Origin of the sequence: Sphingobacterium shayense, from assembly GCF_013179575.1 — a bacterium.
Lineage (GTDB): Bacteria > Bacteroidota > Bacteroidia > Sphingobacteriales > Sphingobacteriaceae > Sphingobacterium > Sphingobacterium shayense.
On the sequence record NZ_JABMCQ010000009.1, the window covers coordinates 13,755 to 35,657 of the forward strand.

At 39.7% G+C, this 21,903-nt stretch carries 20 protein-coding genes; 7 read left to right on the forward strand and 13 right to left on the reverse strand.

The genetic code is table 11. The annotated features are described in order from the left end of the window. Window positions 1-143: 143 nt before the first annotated feature. Window positions 144-1,502 (forward strand): Gfo/Idh/MocA family protein, encoded by a 1,359-nt coding sequence (locus HP439_RS02430; RefSeq protein WP_172388757.1) that lies wholly within the window; start codon window positions 144-146, stop codon window positions 1,500-1,502. A 66-nt stretch (window positions 1,503-1,568) separates the two neighbouring features. On the opposite strand, the gene HP439_RS02435 is transcribed toward HP439_RS02430, so the two are convergent. From HP439_RS02435 to HP439_RS02450, 4 genes are all read right to left on the reverse strand, one after another. Continuing rightward, window positions 1,569-2,372: a M48 family metallopeptidase gene (locus HP439_RS02435; protein ID WP_172388758.1), complete on the reverse strand. Its 804-nt coding sequence runs from the start codon at window positions 2,370-2,372 to the stop codon at window positions 1,569-1,571. A gap of 49 nt (window positions 2,373-2,421) precedes the next feature. Then, a complete protein-coding gene (plsY, locus tag HP439_RS02440) occupies window positions 2,422-3,063 on the reverse strand; it encodes a glycerol-3-phosphate 1-O-acyltransferase PlsY (RefSeq protein ID WP_172388759.1) in 642 nt (213 codons plus the stop codon). Between the two features lie 27 nt (window positions 3,064-3,090). After that, a complete protein-coding gene (gene nadC / locus HP439_RS02445; protein WP_172388760.1) occupies window positions 3,091-3,945 on the reverse strand; it encodes a carboxylating nicotinate-nucleotide diphosphorylase in 855 nt (284 codons plus the stop codon). Between the two features lie 85 nt (window positions 3,946-4,030). Then, window positions 4,031-4,420, reverse strand: coding sequence for a DUF4783 domain-containing protein (locus HP439_RS02450; protein ID WP_172388761.1), 390 nt, complete (start codon window positions 4,418-4,420; stop codon window positions 4,031-4,033). Between the two features lie 164 nt (window positions 4,421-4,584). Here HP439_RS02450 and gpmI point away from each other — a divergent pair, with 164 nt between their 5' ends. Both gpmI and HP439_RS02460 read left to right on the forward strand, forming a co-directional pair. Next, window positions 4,585-6,120, forward strand: a complete 1,536-nt coding sequence (gene gpmI / locus HP439_RS02455) for a 2,3-bisphosphoglycerate-independent phosphoglycerate mutase (protein ID WP_172388762.1) — start codon at window positions 4,585-4,587, stop codon at window positions 6,118-6,120. After that, a complete protein-coding gene (locus HP439_RS02460; RefSeq protein WP_172388763.1) occupies window positions 6,107-6,700 on the forward strand; it encodes a hypothetical protein in 594 nt (197 codons plus the stop codon). The genes gpmI and HP439_RS02460 overlap by 14 nt, the downstream gene beginning before the upstream one ends. An 18-nt stretch (window positions 6,701-6,718) precedes the next feature. Here HP439_RS02460 and HP439_RS02465 read toward each other — a convergent pair whose 3' ends face one another. Genes HP439_RS02465 through HP439_RS02475 form a run of 3 tightly spaced genes read right to left on the reverse strand, consistent with a single transcriptional unit; the run spans window position 6,719 to window position 9,936 of the window. Then, window positions 6,719-7,246 carry an adenine phosphoribosyltransferase gene (locus HP439_RS02465; protein WP_172388764.1) on the reverse strand — a complete coding sequence of 176 codons (528 nt, stop codon included), beginning with the start codon at window positions 7,244-7,246 and terminating at the stop codon, window positions 6,719-6,721. A gap of 8 nt (window positions 7,247-7,254) precedes the next feature. Next, on the reverse strand, window positions 7,255-8,571 hold the full coding sequence (locus tag HP439_RS02470) for an efflux RND transporter periplasmic adaptor subunit (protein WP_172388765.1): 1,317 nt from the start codon (window positions 8,569-8,571) through the stop codon (window positions 7,255-7,257). 12 nt (window positions 8,572-8,583) lie between these two features. Then, window positions 8,584-9,936 carry a TolC family protein gene (locus HP439_RS02475; protein WP_172388766.1) on the reverse strand — a complete coding sequence of 451 codons (1,353 nt, stop codon included), beginning with the start codon at window positions 9,934-9,936 and terminating at the stop codon, window positions 8,584-8,586. A 58-nt stretch (window positions 9,937-9,994) separates the two neighbouring features. Here HP439_RS02475 and HP439_RS02480 point away from each other — a divergent pair, with 58 nt between their 5' ends. Continuing rightward, window positions 9,995-10,603, forward strand: a complete 609-nt coding sequence (locus HP439_RS02480; RefSeq protein ID WP_172388767.1) for a polysaccharide deacetylase family protein — start codon at window positions 9,995-9,997, stop codon at window positions 10,601-10,603. Here HP439_RS02480 and HP439_RS02485 read toward each other — a convergent pair. From HP439_RS02485 to HP439_RS02510, 6 genes are all read right to left on the reverse strand, one after another. Beyond that, window positions 10,584-11,435 carry a DUF4249 domain-containing protein gene (locus HP439_RS02485; RefSeq protein WP_172388768.1) on the reverse strand — a complete coding sequence of 284 codons (852 nt, stop codon included), beginning with the start codon at window positions 11,433-11,435 and terminating at the stop codon, window positions 10,584-10,586. The two genes, HP439_RS02480 and HP439_RS02485, sit on opposite strands and share 20 nt — an antisense overlap. Before the next feature lies 1 nt (window position 11,436). Then, window positions 11,437-13,749 carry a TonB-dependent receptor gene (locus tag HP439_RS02490; protein WP_172388769.1) on the reverse strand — a complete coding sequence of 771 codons (2,313 nt, stop codon included), beginning with the start codon at window positions 13,747-13,749 and terminating at the stop codon, window positions 11,437-11,439. 6 nt (window positions 13,750-13,755) lie between these two features. Beyond that, a complete protein-coding gene (locus tag HP439_RS02495) occupies window positions 13,756-14,568 on the reverse strand; it encodes an alpha/beta hydrolase (RefSeq protein WP_172388770.1) in 813 nt (270 codons plus the stop codon). Window positions 14,569-14,583: 15 nt separating this feature from the next. After that, window positions 14,584-15,471, reverse strand: a complete 888-nt coding sequence (locus HP439_RS02500) for a hypothetical protein (protein WP_172388771.1) — start codon at window positions 15,469-15,471, stop codon at window positions 14,584-14,586. A 122-nt stretch (window positions 15,472-15,593) separates the two neighbouring features. Continuing rightward, a complete protein-coding gene (locus HP439_RS02505) occupies window positions 15,594-16,226 on the reverse strand; it encodes a hypothetical protein (RefSeq protein ID WP_172388772.1) in 633 nt (210 codons plus the stop codon). A gap of 53 nt (window positions 16,227-16,279) precedes the next feature. Next, window positions 16,280-19,198, reverse strand: a complete 2,919-nt coding sequence (locus HP439_RS02510; protein WP_343043502.1) for an FAD-binding and (Fe-S)-binding domain-containing protein — start codon at window positions 19,196-19,198, stop codon at window positions 16,280-16,282. A 233-nt stretch (window positions 19,199-19,431) separates the two neighbouring features. Here HP439_RS02510 and HP439_RS02515 point away from each other — a divergent pair, with 233 nt between their 5' ends. The 3 genes from HP439_RS02515 to HP439_RS02525 all read left to right on the forward strand — a co-directional run bounded on the left by HP439_RS02515 (window position 19,432) and on the right by HP439_RS02525 (window position 21,875). Further along, entirely contained in the window at window positions 19,432-19,908 is a 477-nt protein-coding gene (locus HP439_RS02515; protein ID WP_172388773.1) for an Lrp/AsnC family transcriptional regulator, read from the forward strand. A 4-nt stretch (window positions 19,909-19,912) separates the two neighbouring features. Next, entirely contained in the window at window positions 19,913-21,025 is a 1,113-nt protein-coding gene (locus HP439_RS02520; protein ID WP_172388774.1) for an EamA family transporter, read from the forward strand. A 151-nt stretch (window positions 21,026-21,176) separates the two neighbouring features. Then, window positions 21,177-21,875 (forward strand): DUF4397 domain-containing protein, encoded by a 699-nt coding sequence (locus tag HP439_RS02525; RefSeq protein WP_172388775.1) that lies wholly within the window; start codon window positions 21,177-21,179, stop codon window positions 21,873-21,875. The last annotated feature ends 28 nt before the right edge of the window (window positions 21,876-21,903 follow it).

Genomic DNA, 21,903 nt, shown 5'->3' on the forward strand with positions numbered 1-21,903 from the left:
GAAGCTCAAATGTATCGAATAAATGTGGTTTGTTCAACATTTGCTTACTTAAAATTCGATGTACCAAGTATACGTTCTCAAGTTTGAAAGATTTTTCTTATATTGAATTATCAAAATTATAAACGCTAACTGTCCACATAAGTATGGAAGATACATCCCTAAATCGACGACATTTTTTAATTGGGACGGGTGCCCTTTTATCATTATCGGTTTTGCAAAGTAGTGGTCTATCGATGCACGCTATAACCCATAAAAAAGTCGCATTAATTGGTACAGGCTGGTACGGGAAAAGTGACCTGTTTCGCTTGCTCCAAGTCAGTAATGTTGAAGTTGTCGCGGTATGCGATGTTGACAAAAAACGCCTTGACGAGGCTGCTATTTTGATTTCTCGGCGACAAGTTTCTAAAAAGGTTCCAAAAAAGTATGGCGACTATCGAGAGCTATTAGCAAACCACAAACTTGATCTTGTTCTGATTGGCACACCAGATCATTGGCATGCTTTACAGGCGATAGCAGCCATAGAAGCGGGGGCAAACGTGTATTTACAAAAACCCATCAGTGTCGACGTACTTGAGGGTGAAGCGATCGTTGCGACAGCAAGAAAACACAACAAAAAAGTGCAGGTTGGCACCCAACGCCGTAGCACACCCCATATGATTGACGCCAACGAAAATATAGTTAAAAAGGGGTTACTTGGAAAGATTTCACACGTGGAGATGTGTTGCTACTTTCATATGAAAAGTAATGCCAATCCCCCCGAACAACCGATACCAGATTTTTTAGATTACGATATGTGGACCGGGCCGGCGCCCCTCCGCCCTTACGACGGAATACCTCATGGGAGTTGGTGGCGAGCTTTTATGGAATATGGCAACGGAATACCGGGGGATATGTGTGTACATATGTTCGACACAGTACGATGGATGTTAAACTTACAATGGCCCAAAAAGATTTCTGCCACTGGAGGGACATATGTACAAAAAGAAGCGAAATCAAATATTGCCGACACGCAAACTGCCGTGTTCGAATATGAAGAACTAAACTGCATCTGGACGCACCGTACTTGGGGCACACCCAGCGACCCCGAATTCCCATGGGCGTTTATAATATACGGTGACAAGGGAACATTAAAAGGCAGTACGATGAAATATGAATTCACCCCAACCAAGGGGGAACCCATCATCAAAAATGTGGTGTACGAAAAGGAGCAATTTCCCGAGGATTTAACAGAACCGCGAATCGAACTAAATGCTGCGCCGGCAACCCGTAAACATATGCTAGATCTCTTAAGTGCCATTGAAAAGGATCAACTACCGGTCGCCGACGTATTAGAGGGCCATATATCGACCGCGTGTTGCATCTTAGCAAATATTTCCATGGAGCTGAACCGGCCTATAAAATATGACCCCGTTAACAAGATATGCATAGATGACAAAGAAGCTACTTCGAAATTGAAACGAGAATACAGAGGTCCGTGGAAACATCCTTGGCAAGCCAGTTAAAAAAAAGTCAGCACTTCGTTTCGAAATGCTGACTTTTCAACAATTGATGGTCCCTTTAAAATACTGTTATTTTTTGTAATACTCCTTTGCCTTAGGAATCAGTTTTTGAATATTACTAATCCGTCTAGCATCGCTTGGGTGAGTACTTAAAAACTCAGGAGTTGAACTTGCTGCTTTTGCTGACGCCATCCGTTCCCAAAATGACACAGCTGTTTCCGGGTTGTATCCTGCCATTGCCATAAAAATTAAACCTAATTGATCGGCTTCAGATTCATTACTTCGTGAATATTTTAATAAAGCCAACTGTCCGCCAATGCCGTATGCATTATTAACTAAAGTTTGCATTACAGAACTCTTCCCAGAAGTTGCTACGCCGAGTACTTGCGCGCCAACTTGCATTGCGTATTGGTTTGACATCTGCTCCATGGAGTGGCGTGCAATAGCGTGTGCAATCTCATGCCCCATAACGGTCGCTAAGCCCGCCTCATTAGCCGTGAACGGCAATATACCTGTATACACTGCCACTTTCCCTCCAGGCATACACCACGCATTTACATCCGAACTTTGAACCAAGTTAAACTCCCAATTGAAATTATATTGTTCAGCTAATCCCTCTGATGCCAAGTATGTGTTTACTGCCTTTGCAATTTTACTTCCAACATTTTTAACCAAGGTAGCATTCGATGTTCCTGTCACCACTTTCGTATCGGAAGAGGTTAAAAACTCTTTATAAGCTGCCGCCGCTTGCTCTTGAATTTGATCGTCGCTAACCAACGATAACTGTTTACGACCAGATAACGGAACAGTCGAACAGGACGCTAGTGCAATAGCCAAAGTAGCCATACACGTATATCTAAATATCTTTTTCATAATAAGTCTTTTTTAATTACTACGCAAAACCTATGCCTAAATTCGTGGTCTATTTTTTCTTAAACAAATAAATTTTAGATTCATGTCCTTTTAGTAATCGTTCGATATTTTTTTGATGTGTTACCAAAATTAATGCGCATATCGCTACACCGTAAAGGAGAACAGCTGGAACCGATGTATGAAAAATAAAAGCAATACTAAATGGAAACGTAAATCCCGCTAATATTGAACTTAAAGACACGAAATGGGTGATGATGAGGGTCAATAGAAAAACTGTTACACAACATAACGCTGCCTCAGGATGGATTGCAACCACCATCCCAAAAAGTGTTGCTACTCCTTTTCCTCCTCTAAAACCTGCAAAAACCGGAAATAAATGCCCGAGAACAGCAATTACTCCAAGCGCAAGTTGAAAATTCACAAATTGAACAGAATGAGGGACACCAACTAAAGTTGAACCCAATAGATAGGGTAAGTTCGTTGCCGTCCAGCCTTTTAATATGTCCACAAACATGACGATGATGCCTGCTTTTTTACCTAACACCCTAAAAGTGTTCGTCGCCCCCGCATTTCCACTACCATATTCGCGTACATCGACCCCATAAAAAGCGCCGCCAAACCATACGGCAGACGGAATAGAACCAAAAAGATACGCTAATATGACTATCCCTACTAAATAAATTGAAATCATATATTAATTTAAGCCACTTAAATATAACTATATAATTTTAGCCTTTAAACTTAAGTCCAAACTTCTAACGGAATGGGTCAGCGCTCCGACGGAAATAAAATCAACGCCTGTGAGGGCATAATCACGAATAGTCTCTAAAGTGATGCCGCCTGAGGCCTCAGTAACTAGCCTGCCTGACACTATTTCCACAGCTTTGTGCACATCCTCCGGCGTAAAATTATCAAACATAACTCGATCGACGTATTGATAAGCCAATACTTCTTCAAGTTCTTCAAAATTGCGTACCTCTATTTCGATGTCAATATCGATTTTTTTTGCAGTTCGATATTCTTGCGCTTTTTGCAAGGCATTCGAAATACCTCCTGCATAATCGACATGGTTGTCTTTAATTAAGATCATGTCGTAGAGTCCAAATCGGTGATTTGTTCCCCCACCAATCAAAACAGCTTCCTTTTCTAGGAAACGTATTAATGGAGTGGTCTTTCTCGTATCTAAAACTTTAGCGTTGGTCCCTTCGAGTTGCTTTACATACTGATTAGTAAGGGTTGCAATTCCCGACATTCGTTGCATGACATTTAGCACTAAACGCTCCGCCTTAAGAATCTGATGAACATTTCCCCGCGCAAAGAACGCAATATCCCCAGCCCTTACCGACGTTCCATCTTCCAATAAAACCTCGACAAGCAAGTTTGAATCTAATAAATTAAAAATATGGACCGCTACATCGACCCCAGCCAAAATCCCGGCGTCTTTAACAATTAGCTTTGCTTCTCCCTGGGCCTCCTCCGCTATTGTAGATAACGTTGTATGATCGCCCTCTTGAACATCTTCTTCAAGAGCCAATTCTACAAATTTCTTCAGTTTACTCAACTCAACTGCCATTTCTAAGAATTAAATAATTAAGCGAAGATGAAGAAAATAAATTTTATTATAAAATCTAACGGCATTTTTAATTAAGAAAGTATCGTTATTCGATTCTAAATTCCGAAATCTTGAATGTCTTATCTTTTACAAGAAACTTCATAAAAATACGGTAAGTTGTATCGCTCGACGTAATTGAGAATACGGCAAACGAGTTGGAGGAATTGTTAGATCGCTGAACTTCTTTGATTTTATCTATTTTATTATTTCTAAAAAACTCATCCAATAATAGTTCGACCTGAAATTTGGTATACACACCTTCATCCCCCTTTACGGATAAACTGATCGAATTCGAAAATGTATCACTAAGTTGCTTTGCATTGCCGGACTTTATAGAAGAATAAGCTAAACTTACCACTTCATCAAACGTATTTGCTGAAAACGCATAAAAAAAAGGAAGTACGACTGCAAGCACAATTCCGTATATGTTTAACATTATTTTTTTTTCCCTTTTTATCATTTCATCATACCTCTCCAAAGTCATCTCTAAACTATTGACACATTGTGCTAAAATTATGCCAACTAATAAGGATATAGATAAACAAAAAAATAGAGCCGGCTTTATGACTTAAATTTTCGCTAAAATCGATATATTTGTATGTGAGCAATACAGAAAACAAAAGAGTTGCCTTATTAATCCTGGACGGTTTAGGATACGGCAAAGACGATAGTTCGAATGCTGTGCGTGCAGCTGAAATTCCATTTTTAGATCATTTATTAGCAACTTACCCAAACTCCAAGTTGGAAGCCTCTGGAGAAGCCGTCGGACTTCCCGAAGGTCAAATGGGCAACTCGGAAGTAGGACACATGAATTTGGGAGCAGGACGTACTGTTTATCAAGAACTAGGAAGAATAAACAAGGCTGCGACGGACGGAGAGTTCAACACGAATCCAATCATTCAGCAAGCATTTGCTTATGCTAAAAAGGAAAATAAAAAAGTACATTTCATTGGATTACTTTCCGACGGAGGGGTACACGCGCACATCAAACATCTTAAGGCATTATGCGATGCTGCCGGAACAGCTGGTTTAAATGAAAATCAAGTGTTTATCCACGCATTTCTTGATGGACGTGACACGGATCCTAATGGAGGTCTTGGGTACCTAAAAGACTTAGAAGATCACTTAGCGCACTCAACCGGCAAAGTAGCATCGGTAATTGGCCGTTATTACGCTATGGACCGTGATAATCGCTGGGAACGTGTTAAACAAGCCTATGATTTACTTACCCACGGTATCGGTGCACCAACCACCAATGTTTCTGAGGCTGTTAAAGCGTCTTACGACGAAGGAGTAACCGACGAATTTATAAAACCGATCGTCGTAACGAATACGCAAGGAACACCTCTAGCGCAAATTCAAGAAGGAGACGTCGTATTTTGTTATAACTTTAGAACCGATCGCGGTCGTGAGATAACGGTTGCCTTAACTCAACAAGCATTCCCTGAACAAAACATGAAGCCTCTAGCGCTACATTATGTGACGATGACCTCGTACGATGAGACGTTCAAAAATGTAAACGTTGTGTTTACCAAAGAAAATTTAACGAATACGCTTGGTGAAGCGTTGACTAAACAAAAGAAAACACAGGTGCGTATCGCAGAAACAGAAAAGTATCCACACGTGACTTTCTTTTTCTCGGGAGGACAGGAGGAACAGTTTGAAGGCGAACGTCGACTATTAATCCCCTCGCCTAAGGTTGCAACCTACGATTTACAGCCCGAAATGAGTGCTTATACGATCGCCGATACAATCTGTGAAGATATGCGAACAAACAAACCAGATTTTATCTGCCTAAATTTCGCTAATCCAGATATGGTAGGGCATACCGGTGTCTTCGAGGCTGTAATTAAGGCCGTCGAGACGGTAGACGGATGTACTAAACAAGTAGTGGAAACGGGTCTAGAAAACGGATATTCCTTTATCATTTTGGCTGACCACGGAAACTCTGAATTCATGATAAATGAAGATGGAAGTGTAAATACAGCACATACAACCAATCTCGTACCCTGTATTTTAATTGACAAAGACTACAAACACATTAAAGATGGAAAACTCGGTGATGTCGCCCCAACAATATTGACACTACTGGGAGCAGAAATTCCTGCTGAAATGACTGGAAATGTATTGGTTTAAAAAAAATAATTTTAGCATTTGTATTGCAGCATTGACCATAGTCGGTGCTGCTTTCTTTCATTCATGCAAGCCTCAAAACCAAAAGTCGACCGTCGCAAATCAACACTATGCCGATCTTCCTGAATTTTTTGAGAAAGAGATAAAACGACTGACAAAACTAAATCCTACGATATTAAAAACGGTAGTCAAAGACAGCGTTTCCGAATCAAAGAAAACGTCGATTGATGATTGGAAAATCGAATTATCGAGTTTCGCTAGTATAGATTTAAATAAACCTGCCCACAAAGGACTTTTTAAAAAAGACAGCACTGGTAATAAAGTTACCTACAGATCTGTTGATCCAAAAATTGATATACAACAAGTCGATATACAATATCAAAAAGACGGCACTCCTTTTTCGTTTTTAATTAAACGTAAAATCGAAAATACGCTTTATAAGACGAGTGAAACCCTATCTTACGACAATACCGACGGGTATAGTATCGAGAAAGAACAGCACATTCTACTATTGGGAAATAAATTTTATCTAATAAAAGGCATATTCGGGAAGGAAATATCACCGAGTACTCAAAAAAAATAATGAGAGGTCCAGCTACAATTAATAGCTAACTAACGAAATAATACTGTCGCTGAAACGCGTTAGCCGTCCTCGACCGTTTAAAAAATCTAAACTAATAACAAATGCATAGCCGGCAATTGACCCACCAAGCTTTTCAATTAACTTAGAAGCAGCAACAACGGTTCCGCCTGTTGCTAACAAATCATCGTGAACAAGCACTTTAGTTCCTAGAGGGAATGCGTCTTCATGAATTTCTATCGTAGCCTGACCATACTCTAACTTATAGGATTCAGAAACTGTCCGAAAGGGGAGTTTTCCTTGTTTACGGATTGGAATAAATGGGACGCCAAGCCTGTTCGCAAGGAGCAACCCAAACAAGAAACCCCTGCTTTCCACCCCGGCAACCGCGTCCAGCTCCATCCCTTGTAAACGCTCTACAAATCCTTCGATCACCGCTGTGCATAAAATATGATCCTTTAAAATTGGGGTGATGTCTTTAAAAATAATTCCCGGCTCAGGAAAATCCGGAACGTCTCTAATTATTTCTTTCAGACTTTCTTCTAACATATTGTGCACTATTTTAATTCTCCTGCGTCAACCTTTTTAATTTTGGTATCGTTTTGCAACAATTTAGATATTGCATTAAAAGGACGTGAAACAACCTCATCACCTTTTTTCAAACCCGATTTTATAATTATGTCACTATCATCTTGTATACCCGTTGTTACTTCGGTCATCTTAACCACCTCGCCCTGTACAACAAAGACATATTCCTTCATCTCGTCGCTACTTAAAGAATCCGTCTTTCCTTCTGGAGCACGTACAGTCACCGATTGGATAGGAACGATAAGTCCCTTCTCGCTTTTTGTATGTATTTGTACGGTAGCTGATAAACCTGGTCGAAATGGCGATGTATTCTCCGAATCATCTTTAAGAAGATCAGCGTAAGATTCAGGTTCAATACGTACTTTAACATTGAAATTAGTAACCTGCTCGGCGGTCGTAGCAATTGTCGTTTCTGAACCCGTAGAGGTAGAAGAACTCGAAATTTCCGTCACCGTACCTTTAAACTTACGTCCTTGGAACGCATCTATTTCAATTGTTGCTGCATTACCAACTCGTACTCTGTTGATATCATTTTCATTAACTTCCACGTTTACTTCCATGGTAGTCATATTCGCGATACGCATAATCTCAGTACCGGCCATCTGCGCAGTACCGACAACTCGTTCACCTAACTCAATTGAAAGCAAAGAAATAACGCCATCCGAAGGAGCAAATATCGTTGTCCGCGCCAAACTGTTTCCTGCCTCCTGGAGTTGAGCTTTCGATTGATTAACACCAAAACGTGCAGCGATAACCTGTTGACGCTGCGATTCCAACGTAGCTAATGCACTTTCGTAATCTGCACGAGCTTTATCCATCTCGGATGCCGAAATGACCCTTTTATTAAACAGTTCTAAGCTCCGATTATACGTTGCTTGAATATTAACCAAATTAGCTTCTTGCTGCTTCAAGACTTGCTGGGTTGCACCAAGGTTAGCTTGTTGCTGACTGACCATAGCGGCAACCTGATCGTAACTCGACTGAAGCAAATCAGGTTTTATACGACATAATAATTGCCCCTTTTTTACTACATCCCCCTCTCGGACATTCAACTCAATTATCTCCCCAGACACCTCTGAACTAAGTTTTACTTCAAATTCAGGCTGCACTTTCCCACTTGCCGAAACAAGTTCGGAAATAGTTTTTTCCTGCACAGCATCTACGGAGACTTGTTGAACACCGCCATCCCCAAACCAACCAAGCTTAGCTCCCACCACTACCAAAATGAGAATTAGGACTGCAGCTATAACCAGAATCTTAGGGAGGTTGCTTTTTTTCTTTGCCATTAAATTATGTTATTAAAATGTAATTGGATTGCCTATGTAATAATCGATCACCTTGCCACGAAATACCATTTCGTATCGTCTACGAATCATATCAAATTCTGCCGTGTTCATATTGGTCTGTGCGGTAAACATCTCTATAGAATTTGCCATACCCACATCATAACGTTCTTTAATTGCATCGAACGCTACTTTTGAAGTTTGAAATGCAACCTGTGATGCTTGGTATTGTTTGTTCGCCGATTTTAAATCAAGAATCGCTTGTGATATTGTCTTTTCTAGATCACGTCTAGCTATCGCCTCCTGGTTTTCAGCTTGCTGATAATTAATTTTTGCTTTATTTACAGCGACCTTAGTCCTATTGTTATTAAATATTGGTACTTCCAAACTAACTGTACCACGGAACGATTTATTTTCGTCAAACTGATCTGCAAATTTCATCTTTTCCAAGGTCACCGGATCCATTGTTTGAGATGAATAATTTGTACCATATCCTGCGGAAAGGCTCAATGACGGATAATACCCACCCTTTGCAATGTCAATATTCTTCAGCGCAAGTTCTTTATTGTAAGTTGCCTGTTCAATTATGGGCTGTGTGCCAAGTGCCTGTGAAAATACTTCTTCAAATGAGAGGACAGCATAAGCGGACATTACCTCCGCAACATCAGGTTTAACAAGTATAATGGTAGTATCCGGAGACATTTCCATCAACTGTTTCAAATTTAACATAGAAAGCTGATATGCATTTTCTGAGGTCATAATATTCAGTTCATCTGTCGCCACTTGGTTCTCAGCTTGTGCAATATCCGCAATGGTCTTATTACCCACCGCAAATTGAATACTATCCTGTCTAAGTTGTTCTTTAGAAAGGGTCACTTGTTGCTTGGCGGCAGCAAACAATTCACCGTTTGTTATCGCTTCGAGATAGTTTGTTACCACTGAAAGCGTCAAGTCATTTTTGACTTTTTCCACCTCCGTCGCATCGACCGATAATTGGATTTTATTCGCTCGTATCTGATTAACCTTTTGGAAACCTTGAAAAACCGTAACACTTGACGATAACTGCGCACCCGCAGAACTTGTCCAATCATTCCCCCTGATCAGCTGTCCTGAGGTCTGGTCAAAAGTTAAACCATAGTTATAAGAATTATTCGCCCCAAATGAAAGGTTTGGATATAATTCGGACTTCGATTGATATAAATCTTGCTCTGTCAATTGGTAACCAAATTGGGCTTGTCGGATTTGCAAATTGCGTTCTAAAGTAATTTTCACAGCATCCTCTATGCTAATTTGAGCAGATGCAGAAGACATGCCTACAATACTTACTACAAGTGTTTTACAGAACAAGGAAAATAATTTTCGTATCATTTGGTGATTTAAGGGTAAATGATTCCTAAATTTGGGACAAAAATTTGATATTATCAACATGTATTTCGTAAACGCTCCTTTTTTTTTACGTTGGTTCTATCCAAAAATCACTTTTAACAGAACTCGAAAAGAAAAAAAAGTGTATTTAACGTTCGACGATGGTCCTATCCCTGAAATCACGCCTTTAATTTTAGACACTTTAGCCGAACACCAGATAAAGGCTACTTTCTTTTGTGTGGGTGAAAATATCGAAAAAAACAAATCAATCTTCGAACGAATACTCGCGGAAGGCCACCAAGTCGGAAATCATACTTATAATCATTTAAAAGGTTGGGAAAACAGCGATGAAGACTATCTTCATAATATCGAAAAATGCCAACTACTGACAAAGTCCAATTTATTTCGTCCACCCTACGCGCGAGCAAAAAAATCTCAACTCGCACAATTATACAAAAAATATGAAATTATCTACTGGGATGTACTTTCGGGAGATTTCGACCTCACCATTTCTCCCGAAAAATGCTTCCAGAACGTCAAGCGGTACAGTCGAAATGGGTCGATAATTGTATTTCACGATAACATCAAGGCTATAGAAAAAGTAACCTATGCACTACCTAAGACCATTGCGTATCTACAATCAAATGGTTTTACTTTCGCGAAGTTGTAAGCATCAACTGGCTCCCGTTAGTATTTCGTTCTACCGTTTCTTGGAAATCGGACACCCTTAATCCATATTCTCGACATGAGGCAACCGAAAAACATCCGAGGGCATCATTCGAAATATTAGACGTAGGATTTCCGGGTGCAGCGGTACCCGGATTTGTCGACTGAAACTCGTTCCAATATTTAAACACCGCAGGATCGACACAATAACGACGTACCGTGATCGTGTCACCGGGTACGAAATCGCGATCGGAATCTGCTACCTGATGAGTAACAAACAAACCATCGTTAAATTTATCGCTAAATACAGATGTAAATCGAAACTCGCTTTGATTCACGGAAAGGTCGTATTTAAAATAATCTCGCTGTCCCTGGATATCTGAAAATTTGAACGTAGCAAAATAATATGGTTCACCAAATAAACGCTCCTCAATAACCCCAATCGAGTCAACTTCGACATAGTGAGGCATAAAACAGTTTGCTTGATATTTTTCTCCCTGAAAATTCACGTTTAAAGTATAGGATCGTCCACTAACCGGTAGAAAGTCGTTATTAACATAATTCCCGTCACGGCTATAATTAAAAGGAAAAATTTGGCCTTTTTCATCTTGCACCAAAACAACGGCATTTTCGACAGGTTCTGATCCGATTTCAGCCGTAAATGCTACAGTTTTCGAAACTCTAATTCGCTGCGAACTAGATAGGTCCGATAATTGGGCTTCAATAACTAACCGCGGTTCAGATTCATTCAAATCCACATCGATTACCTCTTCACATGCAAAAAACAGCAGGGAGAATAGAATTATTGAACAGACATACAATACTCGTCTCATCATTTTAAAATTTAAAGTTCCAAGTAACTGATGGAATTATCCCAAACAACGCAACTTTATACGCTTCGGTTGCGTTAGAACTTCCTTCTTTATCTCTAAAATCAATAATATATGCATTTTTCCGATTATAGACGTTATATAAACCAAATGTCCAACTGCCTAAAAATCGTTTATTTTTAATCTTCGGGTCGTAACTTGCTGATAAATCAAGTCGGTGGTAATTTGGCATTCTATATCCATTTCGTTCGGTATAGTAAAACATTGATTTACCGTCCAGCTCATATTTACCGCTTGGAAAGGTCACTGCATTACCCGTATTAAAAACAAAAGTCGCTCCTAGCGTCCATTTCTTAGATAGTTCATAAATCCCTACAACAGAAAGGTCATGTGTTCTGTCTTGGCGCGCATTAAACCACTCCCCTTCATTTATTCCATCTATAAGACGTTCACTTTTAGACAGTGTATAACTTACCCACCCATTAAGCTTTCCTCCATTTTTTCTTAAGTACCATTCAAGTCCATATGCTCGCCCAATTCCAAACAACAATTCACCCTCAAGCTGTCGATTTGCCTGTAAATCAGCACCATTTTTAAAATCGATTTGATTATCCATTGCTTTATAATACGCCTCTAGAGAGAATTCATACTTGTTATTTGAAAAATTTCTGAAGTATCCCAAAGCAACCTGATTTGATATTTGCGGTTTAATATTTAAACTACTAACAACATATTGATCAGTCGGGAGACTCGAAGTTGTATTGGTAAGTTGATGGAGATTTTGCGAAATTCTATTATATGAAGCCTTCACACTACTATTTTCATTTAGTAAATAGTTTGCGGAAAAACGCGGCTCCAAATTCAGATAATGTTTTATGACAGTATTCCCATAGCTGTGTTCGTCTGTCACCTGCCCTTCGTCATCGAAATCATAAAAAGTCCCCGGGCCTAGAACCATGAAATCATCCAAACGCAACCCATAAATAAATGACAGCCGTTCCGTGGGCTTCCATTCGTGCGAGACATAAGCAGAGAGATCAATACCCTGCCGCGTATCAACATCGATCGAATTCACATTTGCATTATCCCCTGCGGCTAAGCTAGCTGGTTTGATTGTTTGTTTTAACCCATTAACACCGAATCGCCAAGTGCTGTTTGGTGCTTGAAAAAAAGAAAAATCTTGCTTGAAATTCCAATTCAAAATTTTCGAGGATATACGAAAGTCAGATTCATCATTACTCACTGCTACATTGTACGTGAAATCACTATATACGAAAGTAGTATTGCTGAACAAGCGTTCATTAATAATACTGTTCCATCTTGCTGTTGCCGTTGCATTTCCCCAATCAAAACTAAAAAGATCAGAATAGCCCAAATCGTCCTTACCGAAATAACCAGACAAATAAATCCTGTTTTTTTCGTTGATCTTATAATTTACCTTGGCGTTCAAATCGTAAAAATAAAGCTTACTTTTGTTAACATTCTCATCGTCCGACAACTTTAGAAACATATCAGCATAGGTCCGCCTACCACTCACCATAAATGACCCCCGATCCTTCACAATCGGAGCTTCTAATTTCAGGCGTGAAGCTATCAATCCGATGCCTCCTTCTGCTGAAAATTCTCTCTGGTTTCCGTCGATCATAGAGATATCCAACACCGAAGATATACGGCCCCCATATTGTGATGGTATTCCTCCTTTATAAAGTTGTACATCTTTGATAGCATCAGAATTAAAAGTTGAAAAGAACCCTAAAAGGTGTGATGCATTATACACTGTAGCTTCATCGAGAAGAATCAAATTTTGATCAGATCCGCCTCCGCGCACATAAAAATTGGAACTACCCTCCCCACCACTCTGTACACCGGGCAACAATTGGATGGTTTTTAAAAGATCTTTTTCGCCAAAAATAACGGGTACATTTTTAACCTCTTCCATCGTAAAGTCGATCATACCCATCTGCGCGCTACGCACATTATCATTTTGCTTTTTAGCAGAAACTTCTACCTCTTCAAGTAGGTTATCGCGAGGATCAATATCTTGATCTAGACGTATGCCTTTCGAGAGTTCTATTTCTTGGACGATACTTTCGTACCCGATATAACTAAATGTTAATTTATATTTACCTTCGGGTAGGCTTAAAGAATAAAAGCCGTAACTATTCGAACTCGTTGCCTGGCCATAATCCGTTGTGACGACCGCACCAATAAGCGTTTCCCCAGTCTTTCCATTTCTTATAAGGCCGCTGACAGTAAATTGTTGGCTATAAAGCTGAATAGAACAAAACAGCCCAATAATCCCAACTATTAATTTCCTCATATATAGTTATTTTTTGGGTCTATCTTGCTTCTCAAAGCAAGTATCAAAAAATGCCATCTGATGGCTAATTGATTGATTCCAATAATTCCAATCATGTTTACCAGGCATCGTCAAATAGGCATGAGGAATATTTAAATAATTTAACTTCTCGTGAAGTTTATTATTAACACCTAAAAAAAAGTCTTCTGTACCGCAATCTATAAATAGTTGTAATTTACCGGGTTCAACTAGGTGTGTTAATTCCATTACAGTGTGTTTATCCCAGTTATCTGGGTTTTGACTATACGGTCCTATACGGTCTTTAATATTCCAATTATGAGGGAACGGACGTATATCAACCCCCCCGGAAGTGCTCCCTGCATAGGCGAAGATATCTTGGTGACGAAAAGCTAGATATAATGCGCCATGCCCTCCCATACTCAAACCTGTAATTGCGCGATTTTCGCGTGTCGAACTCACTTTATATTCTTTTTCAACTTCGGGAATTAGTTCTTTTATTATAAACGACTCATACTGGAAATTTGGGTCTTCAGTGTCCCAATACCAGCTATCAAACCCACCGTCAGGACATACTATCAAATATCCATAAAAATCAACAAGCTTTTTTAGGTTAGGCGCTTTGTTTACCCAATCACTATAGCTTCCTGAATAACCATGCAATAGATATAACGTCGAGGAGGGTATTTTCCCTTCCGGGGAAATAACTACCGCTTTAATAGCTTTACCCATACTCGCGCTCTGCAAAGAAATAGTATCCACTTTCGCTGCATGGACGTGCAAAATAAAGCAAGAAAAAAATAACGCTAAAAATTTTTTCATAAATATTCGTTCCATCTATTTAATAGGCCTGATTTTATATCGATAAAGATAAGAATCTAATCCTAATGGGCGTTCACTTATTGTATAAAAAACAGAATTCTCCATACCAAAACAAATGGCTTCTCCTTGGGGCTCAGGATCGTATGACAATTGTTCAAAGGAACGAGCAAATAAGGATTTAATCGGTTCATGATTTTTTCTTTTCCAAAGGAAGACATGGGTCAGATTTTTTAAAAGTACCTCGTGTCCATCATCAGAAATATCAGCGGAGGTGATGAATGTCAATGGTAGGTTTACAACCGGTTTGAGTATTTGCGTACTGTCTCGGTCATTGAAAACGACAGGATAGACCCCAACATTTAAGTCTCTTTTTGCAATTATATAACCATTTCCATCTACTGGATCAACAAACATTGCTTCGGCGTCGCGAGGTTTATCTGCGTATTTTAAACGTATCGTATGAATAGCTTCCTCGGATATAATGTACTCAGATTGTCCTCTATTCCACTCTGGCTCCTTAAATATATATATCTTTATGTCTTCTCTTAAGGCTCGATTATCACCAATATCAGCCAAAACCAAAAATGATTTCCCATCACGTTGAAATCTCGCAATATCCTCAGTGTCTTTTGTATGAACCCCAGCTAAAGTATACACAGCTTTCAACTGTGCTTTATCATCAAGCAGAAATATTCTGCTCATATCACCACTGTCGTTATGAACCCAAAACATATTTGGGTATAAAAATGAAGAAATTAGCCCGGACAACTCCTGAAGTCTACTGTCCTTGATTTTCCCAAGTGCCTGACGCTCTACAGTGTATTTTTGACCATTGGCTTCAGGAACACTAAAATTTAAAACGATAAAGACAATGGCATAATGAATGCACCTATATAAATTCAAAAACAAATTTCAACTTCTTTCCATAAACATACAACAAAAATGCTGTAAAGGTATATACCAATTACAGCAAGTTACTCTTTTACCTAGGACATCCCAAGTCCATAGATATCGACTTCGAAAAACTATTCTCCTTGAAATGCGGAAACGATCGGTCTATATTGTGTAGAATCTTTCGCTCTGAACTCAAATGAACGTTTATAAGTATCAATAACTACAAAAGCCTCCGCTTCTGGGCCAATCTGGTTTTCTAAAAATATCTTAAATGAATATGTACCATTTTTAGTTAAATCTGCATCTTTCTTATTGGAAGAAAACACAAGCGGATCTAATGTTGCCTTCGTCATACCACTTTCTTCAGGCAACTTATATATATGTGCCATAGCAGCGACTAATTTATCGGATATAGGACCCAAAGAAGTAAATTTAATTGCGCCTTGCCTAAATCCTTTTTCTTCGTCCGGTAAACCATCAACGGTTATACCGGCAGGAACGTGTTTCAACACTTCAATTTGCATTCCAATTGTGTCTGCTTCCCGAAGAGATTTTGCTATAAAAACAACGGATGAATCTGTTTGCGTACGCTTCACCAGCGACAAAAAGAACGAGGGGTTCTCCGATGCAGATGGGATATGATATTGACTTATAACAACATCATGTTTACTAGACCCATCCTTATTTTTACCGCTATTCCCACAACTCGCAAACGCGGTGATTGTAAGTATCATGGCTAAAGCCGGTATAAGATTTCTTTTCATAATTTTTTCTCTTAAGTTATTTATTCCACAACAATAAGATGCTACCAATTGTTTTATTCCACAAGCGCATTATACAATATTTCCACAGGATGATACGATTTACGTCCCACCCCGTCTTTAATTTGGTGCCTACAGGAAGTGCCTGCAGCCGCAATTATATTGTCTTTATCCGCTGAACGCACCGCAGGTAACAACACCAATTCGGCAACTTTCATGGAAACATCATAATGCTCCTTTTCGTACCCAAAAGACCCCGCCATTCCACAACAACCTGACGGAATTACCTCTACAGCGTAATTTTCAGGAAATGACAAAACTCTTTCGGTAAATTCGACCAAATGAAAGGCTTTCTGATAACAATGTCCGTGCAATTTTATTTGTTTACTTTCCTTGGAAAATTGATCTCGCTTAATACGTCCTGCGTCAATCTCGGCCATCAAAAACTCATCGATCATCAATGCGTTCTTTCCAAGAGCAATTGCAGATTCTTTCATCTCCGCATCAACCAGTTCCGGATATTCATCTCTGAAAGTAATTATGGCAGACGGTTCCACGCCAAGAAGCGGCGTTTTTGAGTTAATAATTTCCTTTAACATCTTTACATTCTGGTTCGCTATTTTCTTTGCTTCTTTAACGAAACCCTTCGACAGGTAGGTTCTACCACTTTCCATGTGCTTAGGGACGACAACCTCATAACCTAAAGCAGTGAGTAATTTATAGGCTGTTATCCCAACAGCGGTATCGTTATATTCTGTAAACTCATCGCAAAAAAGGTAAACCTTATGCCCTGTTTTTTTGTTAGATTGTTGTTTAACCCAAGTGGATAACGTCGTGAAATTCACACTCGGTAGTGAACGTTCAGGTGCAAAACCCAACACTGCTTTCACTGCTCGAGAAAACAAAGGAAAATCAATAATAAAATTATAAACCGGGGCTACAAACGAACCTAATTTTTGACTTTTTGTAAAATTTGCAATTATCTTTGAGCGAAAACTGGCACCATTTTCATCATAATAATGTTGTAGGAACTCTGCTTTCATCTTGGCTACATCCACGCTCGACGGACATTCATTTTTACACGCTTTGCAGCTCAAACAAAGGTCCATTACTTCTTTAATCTCTTGATGATCGAAGCGATTCTTTTTGGGTGAGTTTGTTAGGAACTGGCGTAGCATATTTGCCCGTGCCCTTGTTGTATCTTTCTCATTGCGCGTAGCCATGAAAGAAGGGCACATTGTGCCTCCAGAAATTTCAGTCTTTCGACAATCGCCAGACCCAGAACATTTTTCGCTAAGACGTAAAATGCTTTCGTCCTTGGTGAAATCAAAATAGGTATCTATTTTGTCTCCCTCAACGAATTCGTCATATCGAAGCGACGAATCCATAGGCGGCGTATTGACAATTTTATTCGCATTAAAAATACCAGAAGGGTCAAATATTCTTTTGGTCTCTTGAAGCAACGTATACACCTCTTCTCCGAGAACTTTACCTATAAACTCTCCACGAAGACGTCCATCACCATGCTCCCCACTCAGTGAACCATTGTATTTCAGGACCAAATCTGTTGTTTGCGATAAGATTGACCGAAACTGTCGCTTACCCTCGACGGTCTTGAGATTAATAAACGGCTCAATATGCAATTCACCTGCCCCGGCATGCGCATAATACGAAGCATGCACACCTTCATCTACAAGTAATCTCTGTATATCAGCTACATAAGCTGGAAGATCTTCAGGTGATACAGCGCAGTCCTCGATTAAGTTTACCGGCTGTTCGTCACCTGGTAAATTACGAATCAAACCAAGTCCTGCTTTTCGAACATCCCATACCAAATTGGAATCCTTCGCTCCTAATACAAACGGGTAAGCATAACCAAGTCCCCTTTGTTCTAAATCAGCTCTCAGGGCATTCGCCTTGTCTTGCAGAATATGGATGTCATCGGAACGAAATTCTACAATCAGCAATGCTGCTGGATCCCCCTGGATAAAAAAGCGGTTGTGCTGATAGGTTGGATGACCGACAGTAAAATCTAAAATATATTTATCAACTAACTCAGAAGCTTCGGGATGATGGGAAAGGGCAACTATATTACCCTCCATACATTCTATCATATCCGAAAAATGTACACAAAGCACCCCAACTTCTTTCTTGGGTAGCGGCATAAGTTTTAACTTTGCCTCAGTTATTATTCCAATTGTCCCTTCAGAGCCCGCTAACAAGTTACATAAATTAAAGGGGCGGTCGGCAAGCATAAAATCTAATGCATAGCCTGTATTCCTGCGCGTAATCGACTTTTTTGGATACCCTCTTTCGATCGCCGAAATATTATTCTTGTTAGTTAACAGGCTATTCAGAGCACGATATATGTCCCCTTCTCGAGTTGAGGTCGAAAGTTTTTCGAATAAACCTTTATCGTCCAGTTCTTGGAAAACAACTTTGGATCCATCATCTAACAGCACAGTTGCGTCGATCAGATTTTTACGCGTGTCTCCCCAAACTATTGAATGCAAACCCGAGGAGTTATTACCGATCATGCCGCCAATCATCGCCCGATTAGCGGTTGAAGTTTCTGGACCAAACATCAATCCAAAGGTGCGTAGATAGGCATTTAAATCATCACGTATTACACCGGGTTGTACCCGTACCCAGCGTTCCTTAACATTAAGTTCTAAAATCTTTGTGAAAAATCGCGAAACGTCAACCACAATCCCTTTACCCACAACCTGTCCAGCTAGTGAAGTTCCCGCGGTACGAGGAATCAATGTTATCTTTTCGTTCTGTGCGAAAGAAATCAGTGTACATAAATCTTGTTCGTGATGGGGAATTGCCACAGCTAGCGGAAGTTCCTGATAAACAGAGGCATCTGTTGCGTAAGCAAGGCGCATTGCTTGGTGTTTGGCATCCTCGGGTATAAAATATAACTCTCCGGTCAATCGCGAAGAAAGTTTACCCAAATTATCATTTATTTGCACGTTTTTACTAGTTTTATATAAACAAAGCTAGTTATTTCGGCCATAATTCGCCAATATTCAGCAATATGATTCGAATTTTAGTTAAAACAAGCATAAATAGGCACCACTTACTTCGAAAATCGAATCGACACAAACAAAACGATATTTTACACAAACATATAAACAATGAATAATATTCTAATTTTTTATTAAAATTTTGAATATTATTCTAAATTAACTACATTTGCACCGTTATGGCAAAATTCGAATACAATCTAGATCATATTGACTATCAAATCTTGCGCATCATGCAAGATAATGCACGTACAAATAACGCCGATATCGCGCGCGAATTGGGGATGGCGCCGTCCGCTATTTTAGAACGTGTGAAGAAGTTGGAGCAAAAAGACGTTATCCTTCAGTATAATGCCAAGATTAATCCAAATGCGATAGATCAAAAATTGTTGTCGTTTATTTTTATAAAAACGCAGGATATCATTGGGGTCCAAAATGTGGGTTTTTTACTTGCAGAAATCCCCGAAGTTCAAGAAGTCCATGACATAGCAGGAGATGATGGTTACCTTGTTAAGGTTCGTACAAACGATGCCGCAGGACTAGTCGACTTAATGCGTAACTCCCTTGGGACAATTGAAGGAATTATCTCTACTAGAACAACGATTGTGTTAGAAACGGTAAAAGAAGAACAAAAGCTCGTTATTCCGAGCAAATAACATAATGACAAAGTCAAACCAAGGCGGGCCAGCCGCTGCAAGTATTATTTTTGCTTATCTGGTCGTATATTTTGTATGGGGATCAACATTTTTCTTTATCGAAAAAGCATTAGAAAGCTTCCCCCCGTTTGTACTGGGATCGATTCGCTTTATCATCGCTGGATCGATATTGATGAGCTATTGCTGGCTCAAGGGATATAATATATATATAAAATCTGCTGTAAAAGATGCTATATTTATTGGTTTTCTTTTACTATTTGTGGATATGGCGGCTATTATATGGTCCGAACAGTATATTTCCAGCGCCATCGTCTCTATTATATCCTCAGCCACGGCAATTTGGTTTATAGTTTTCGATAAACCAAAGTGGCGACAGAACTTTACAAGTGTGCCAATCGTTCTAGGTTTGTTAGCTGGATTTGCCGGGGTTATCATGCTTTTTGCCGAACAACTTTCCACATCGAGTCACCATGGGGACGACAAGAACATGCGAACCATTGCGCTAATTGTATTGACTATTGGCACGATCGCATGGACAATCGGCTCACTTATCTCAAAATACACCAAGGTAGGTAAAGATAAAACAGATCAGCAACCCGATATGCACGTTATGGTTAAAACTGCATGGCAAATGGTATCCGCCGGTGTATCGTTCACAATCGTCGCGTTGTTGACCGGCGAGTATTCTCGTTTCGATCCGCACGCCGTCCGAATGGTCGATTGGGGTGCAATTGCCTACCTGGCCACAATGGGTTCTATACTGGCTTTTGGTAGCTACATTTGGCTTTTACAGCATAGGCCCGCAACAGAAGTAAGCAGCTACGCTTATATCAACCCCATAGTCGCTTTGGTACTCGCACATTATTTTACCAACCACAAAGTAACTTCATTACAAATCCTCGGGCTCGTGGTTATACTATGCAGTGTGATGTTGATGAACTGGGATCTGTACAAGAACAACAAGAAGTTCAAGTTGATAAAACGAGCAAAACGAATAAAAAAACTTCGCGAAATGGCGCCTAAAAGCAGTATTCCACGTATTGTCGAAATTTCTCAATATAATGAGAAACACGAAAAGAAAAAGACAAAGAATACGCCGGATACAAAAGAACTATAAAAAATCTTATCCGTTGTTCTTTAGTGGGGCCGAAAGAAGCCAACCCCTCCTTTGTGTGAGAAAGCATCTCCGGGAAAAAATTATTTTTTTTTTCAGTTATTGTAGCATGAGGCACCTCATGTCCGTATTATCAGGTAAAAAACAATTAACTATGAAAAAGTTATCTTTACAGTTATTCGCTTGCTTAATGCTAAGCATATTCACATTCAGCAGCTGTCTCAAGGACGATGACGATTACACCCCTATCCCGACCGGGTACATGACTTTTATCAATGGTTTTTCGGAAAGTAGCCAAATTATTTATGATCTTAATGGCCCGAATAGTCCGTTTGCAGTTCAGTATCAGGCGTACTTACGTCCCACCTACGGCGTACAAGTAGGAAAGCGAAATTTACAGATATACACTCACGATCAGCGCACCACATTAGTAGATACGGTAATAACGGTCCAAGATAGCGCAGCATACTCTACTTTTGCCTATGGAACACTTGATGATCCTCAATTTGCCCTGATCAAAGATAAATCGTTAGAAAATCTCGCAGACCAAAGTGGTTACCGATTTCTAAACCTTGCCAATGAAACTGGCGCTGTAAACTTATTTCTGGGTGATCAGACCACTCCAATATTTGCTGAAAGAGCAATGGAAACCGGGGCAACAGCAGTTGAACATCAAGCATTTATCGCTAAAGAGAGTGGTTCATTTAGTATAAAAGTTACCGATGCCTCCGGGGCCGAACTGGCAACAAGAGATAATTACGAATTCAAAAAAGGCCAGTACTATACATTTATACTTATAGGCACTAAAGGCGACACCAAAACACCACCGTACATAGGTGTGGTCGCATACTAGTCATTTGTCTAATTTTAACTACCTATTT